Annotated in this window: 3 protein-coding genes and 1 pseudogene; 1 reads left to right on the plus strand and 3 read right to left on the minus strand. The window is 70.4% G+C overall.

Annotated features, from left to right (window positions below; translation table 11 throughout):
- From ABD220_RS13860 to ABD220_RS13870, 3 genes and pseudogenes are all read right to left on the minus strand, one after another.
- Window positions 1-115, minus strand: a pseudogene (locus tag ABD220_RS13860) (S-(hydroxymethyl)mycothiol dehydrogenase); the annotation flags it as partial.
- Between the two features lie 133 nt (window positions 116-248).
- Window positions 249-2,717 (minus strand): GcvT family protein, encoded by a 2,469-nt coding sequence (locus tag ABD220_RS13865; RefSeq protein ID WP_344123499.1) that lies wholly within the window; start codon window positions 2,715-2,717, stop codon window positions 249-251.
- A gap of 47 nt (window positions 2,718-2,764) precedes the next feature.
- Complete coding sequence (locus ABD220_RS13870) at window positions 2,765-3,127, minus strand: bifunctional 3-phenylpropionate/cinnamic acid dioxygenase ferredoxin subunit (protein WP_344123501.1); 363 nt, start codon at window positions 3,125-3,127, stop codon at window positions 2,765-2,767.
- Between the two features lie 358 nt (window positions 3,128-3,485).
- On the opposite strand from ABD220_RS13870, the gene ABD220_RS13875 reads away from it, so the two are divergent.
- The gene (locus ABD220_RS13875; protein ID WP_344123503.1) at window positions 3,486-4,766 is read left to right on the plus strand and encodes an NAD(P)/FAD-dependent oxidoreductase; all 1,281 of its coding nucleotides are present in this window, start codon (window positions 3,486-3,488) and stop codon (window positions 4,764-4,766) included.
- Window positions 4,767-4,932 lie beyond the last annotated feature (166 nt).

The following is a 4,932-nucleotide window of genomic DNA, read 5'->3' on the forward strand; positions in this document are numbered from 1 at the left end:
CGCAGGTGAGCACGTCCACCAGCGCCTCCCCCGGCCCGGGATCCGGCACCAGGATCGTCTCCACACTGACGGGCTGGTTCTTGCCCTTCGACACCACGCCTTTGACCTTGTGCATGCTGGAACTGCCTTTCGTCGTCGTCGGCACCGGGAACGGTGCTCGATCACAGTGTTCTGCTGAATTGGTCCCGGTCCCGGGACGGAGAGCCGGGGGCGGAGCGGCATGCGCTCCGCCCCCGGCTGGCGGAGCCTCAGCCGCGGATGCGCTCCATGCCGGGGTCCACGAGCGGCTCGGCGCTGACCGTCGCCGGGACGCGCACGCCGTGGTACTCGATCTCCACACCGTCCCCCTCGGAGACCTCCGGCGGGAGCCAGGCGTAGGCGACCGGCCGGCCCACGGTGTGGCCGAAGACGGCGCTGGTGACGTAGCCGGCGGCCTCGCCGTCCACGTACACGGGCTCCTTGCCCAGGACCACGGAGCGGCCGTCGTCGACGGTCAGGCAGCGCAGCCGGCGCCGGACCTGGCCGTCAGCGGCCACGGCCGCCGAACCCACGAACTCGCCCTTGTCCTTCTTGACGGCGAAGTCCAGGCCTGCCTCCAGAGCAGTGTGCTCGGTGGTCATGTCGGTGCCCCAGGAACGGTAGCCCTTCTCCACGCGCAGGCTGTTGAAGGCGGCGCGCCCCGCGGGGACGATGCCGAACTCCTGGCCCGCCTCGTGCAGCAGGTCCCACAGCCGCAGACCCTGGTCGGCGGTCGTGTACAGCTCCCAGCCGAGCTCCCCCACGTAGGAGAGGCGCATCGCGGTGACCCGCAGGCCGCCCACCCGGATCTGCTTGGTGCGGAAGTACTTCAGGCCGTCGTTGGAGAGGTCGTCACGGGAGACCTTCGCCATGACCTCACGGGCCTTCGGCCCCCACAGCCCGATGCAGCAGGTCTCGGCGGTGGTGTCCCGGACCAGGGCCCAGGCCGTGGGGTCCTCGGCGCTCTGCCGGGTCGCCTCCGCGGACAGGTACGCCACGTCGACGCTGCTGTTGATGCCGGCCTGGAACAGGTTCTCGCTGAGCCGGGCCACGGTGATGTCGCTGCGGATCCCGCCCTTCTCGTCCAGGAAGAGGCAGTACGTCACGGCGCCGGGCTTGCGCAGGATGTTGCCGGTGGTGAGCCGCTGCAGCAGGGCGGCGGCCCCGGGTCCTTCGACCGTCACGCGCTTGAGCGGGGTCATGTCGTACATCGCCACGGCGGTGCGGGTCTTCCAGGCCTCGACCGCCGCGATGGGCGAGTGGTACTTCGCAGCCCACGGCTCGCGCTCCGGCTCGCGCCACTCCTCGGGCAGCTGCTCCAGGAGCGCGGCGTTGGACTCGTACCAGTGCGGACGCTCCCACCCGTGGCTCTCCAGGAAGAACGCGCCGAGCTCCAGCTCCCGCGGATAGAAGGGGCTGACCCGCAGGTTGCGCGGCGACTCCCGGGGCTGGAGGGGGTGGAGGACGTCGTAGATCTCCACGAAGTTCTGCTTGCCCGTCTCCTCGACGTACTCCGGGGAGAGCTGCACGTCGTCGAAGCGGGTGGCCTCGCAGCCGTGCAGGTCCGTCTCCGGGACGCCGTCCACCAGCAGCTCGGCCATGGCCTTGGCCACGCCCGAGGAGTGGGTGACCCACACCGCCTCCGCCACGAAGAAGCCGGCGAGGTCCGGGGACTCGCCGATGAGCGGGCCCCCGTCCGGGGTGAAGGAGAAGATCCCGTTGAAGCCCTCGGCCACCTCGCTGCCGCGCAGGCTGGGGAGGAAGCGCTGGCTCTCGGCCCACTGCTCGGTGAAGTCCTCGGGCGTGAAGTCCAGGCGGGAGGGCATCCGGTCGTGGGTGATGTCGCGGGGCGCGTAGTGCGGCAGGTCGGAGAGATCCACCGGCATCGGGCGGTGCGCGTAGGAGCCGATGCCGATCCGGTCACCCCACTCCCGGTAGTAGAGGTCCGCGTCCTGGTGCCGGAGGATCGGCAGGGTCGCGCCGTTCGGGGCGTCGTGCTTGCCCACGAGCTCCGGGACCGCGGAGGTGAAGACGTACTGGTGGGCCAGGGGCAGGATGGGGCACGGCATGCCGGCCATCTCGCCGATCGCGGGTCCCCAGAACCCGGCGCAGGAGACGACGATGTCCGCCGGCACGGTTCCCTCGGACGTGGTCACGCCGGTCACGCGGCCGTTCGACCGCTCGATGCCGGTGACGGTCGTCTCCGGGCAGTAGGTCACGCCGGCGCGGGTGGTGCGGTCGATGAGCACCTGCACCGCCTTGGCCGCCAGGGCGAGCCCGTCCGTCGGCACGTGGTAGCCGCCCAGGACCATCTCGGGGTTGACCAGGGGGTGCTGCTCGAGCACCTCCTCGGGAGTGAGCAGCCGGCCTTCGAGCCCCCACGACTTCGCGTAGCCCACCTTGCGCTTGAGCTCCTCCAGCCGCGCCGGGGTGGTGGCCACTTCGAGGCCCCCGACCTGGTTGAAGCAGCCCAGGGAGACGAGCTTCTCCACCGTGTACTGCGCGAGATGGGTCATCGTCCGTGACGGGTTCGTCTGGTAGACGAGGCCGGGCGCATGCGACGTCGAACCGCCGGGAAGGGCCAGTGGGCCCTGCTCGAGGACGGTGACGTTCGTCCAGCCGCGCTGGACGAGCTCGTCGGCAAGGTTGGTGCCGACGATGCCGGCTCCGATGATGACGACGCGAGGGGTGGTGCTCATGGATGGTTCTCCTGACCTGCGGATGTCTTGCGGGGGTCGACCGGGCTCTACTTCGACTGGGACTCGTGTCCGTTGGCGGTGAGGCCAGGCGGCAGGTTCGGCGCCTCGGCCGACTCCTCGACCATGATGTCGCCGTCCACGACGGTCACCACGTGGGTCCGGACCGGCAGCTTGGCCGGGGGTGCATCCACCGCTCCGGTGCGGAGGTTGAACTTGGACGCGTGCAACGGGCACTCGACCTCACAGTCCTCCACATAGCCGTCGGCCAGCGAGGCGTCCTGGTGGGTGCAGGTGTCGTCGAGGGCGAACAGCTCGCCCTCCTCCGTGTGGAACACGGCGATGGGCGGGACGGTGTCGAGGCGCAGGGAGTCACCGGGTGCGAGGTCCTTGAGGGGACAGGCCTTGTGCATTCGGAGAAGATCCTTTCCGGAGTGGGACGGGTTTGCCGCGCCGAGCGTCTCCGCCTGGCCCAACTGGCTCACCATGAGCAACAAGCGTTGCAATGTGCAACAAGCCTGAGCACTGAGGTTGGGTGCTGTCAAGAGTTGGGGCCTACGAATCCGTGAGCGAACTCACAGGGCGACGTATTGTAAATTTCCCGTGTCGTATTGCCGAGAACCCTTGACGGACGCTATGACGTGGCTCACTCTGAATCTCACATCGCGAATCGTGTTGCACAGCTTGCGAGTCGATTCCAGCACCGGGTGCTTCTTCTCGTCGGCCCGGGTCGTCAGTCCTCCGTTGTCAGTCTTTCGAAAGGGGTCCTTCATGGAGTCCCTCGTCATTGTCGGGGCGTCCCTGGCCGGCCTGTCGGCCGCCCGGGCCGCGCGTAGCCTCGGATTCGGTGGTCGGTTGGTGATCATCGGTGATGATCCGCAGCGTCCCTACGACCGTCCGCCGTTGTCCAAGGACTTCCTGGCCGGGCGGATCGAGATCGAGGACCTGGCCCTGGAGGCCGACGCCGATGCCCTGGACGCGGAGTGGATCCTGGGGACCCGGGCGGTGTCCTTCGATCCGGCCACCCGCACGGTCCACCTGGAGGACGGGCACACCGTCCACGCCGAGGCCCTGGTGATCGCCACCGGCGCCTCGGCCCGGAACCTGCCCCCGATCGCCGAGGCGGAGAACGTGGTGACCCTGCGCACCATCGCCGACGCGCAGAAGCTGCGCGAGCTGGTGCGCGCGGGGGGCCGGATGGTGGTCATCGGCGCCGGGTTCATCGGCGCCGAGGTCGCCTCCACCGCCCACGCCCTGGGCATGGAGGTCACCGTGCTGGAGAAGTCCCCCACCCCGCTGTGCGGGCCGCTGGGCACCCAGCTGGGCGCGGTCGTGGCCGGACTGCACGAACGCGCCGGGGTCGAGCTGATCTGCGGGGCCGACATCACCGACTTCGACCTCACCGACGGATCCGTGTCCGCGGTACACCTGGCCGACGGGCGGGTGCTGCCCACCGACGTGGTGATCGTGGGCATCGGGGCGGTGCCCAACACCGCCTGGCTGGAGGGCTCCGGGATCGAGCTGGGCAACGGCGTGGTCTGCGACGCGGTCGGGGCCACCAACATCCCCGGCGTGGTCGCGGTCGGCGACTGCGCCGCGTGGTGGGAGCCGGTCACCGGCCGCCATCAGCGGGTGGAGCACTGGACCGGGGCCGCCCAGCGCCCGGCGGTGGCCATCGGCGCGCTGCTGGGCGAGGACCCGCAGGCCCTGCCGGCCGTGAAGCCCCCCTACTTCTGGTCCGATCAGTACGGCACCCGCCTGCAGTTCGCCGGCGACGCCTCCCGCGCCGACCGGGTGGCCTACGAGCACGGTCAGCCCGGGGAGGACTCCCTGCTGGCCGTCTACTACGCCGGGGAGCAGCCGGTGGGAGTGCTGGCCTGGAACCAGACGAAACTGTTCTGCCGCTGGCGCAAGACCCTCGAGAAGCTCTCCGCCACCGCACCGAAGATCCCGGCCCCGCACAGCGGCGCCGCCCCGGCCGCAGCCGCCGTCGTGGCCGCCCACGCCCCGGCCGCCGCCGCCGCCCACGCCGCGCTGCCCACGGCGGTCTGAGCCGCCCACCCCGATCCCCGCGCCCGGCGCGCACCCCGCGCGCCGGTCCGCAGGTTCCCGCTGTCCCCGTTCCCGTTGTCCCCGTTGCCCGTCATCCCAGTCAAGGAGTACGAGTTGTCGACCAATGTTGTCTCGGAGAGCCTGATCTCCACCCTGCCCGGATCCA

It is taken from the genome of Kocuria aegyptia, from assembly GCF_039530085.1.
Lineage (GTDB): Bacteria > Actinomycetota > Actinomycetes > Actinomycetales > Micrococcaceae > Kocuria > Kocuria aegyptia.

Excerpts from the sequence above, each read along its gene's own strand:
- ABD220_RS13870 (WP_344123501.1), bottom strand. The coding sequence starts at position 3,127 with ATGCACAAGGCCTGTCCCCTCAAGGACCTCGCACCCGGTGACTCCCTG.
- ABD220_RS13875 (WP_344123503.1), top strand. The coding sequence starts at position 3,486 with ATGGAGTCCCTCGTCATTGTCGGGGCGTCCCTGGCCGGCCTGTCGGCC.
- ABD220_RS13865 (WP_344123499.1), bottom strand. The coding sequence starts at position 2,717 with ATGAGCACCACCCCTCGCGTCGTCATCATCGGAGCCGGCATCGTCGGC.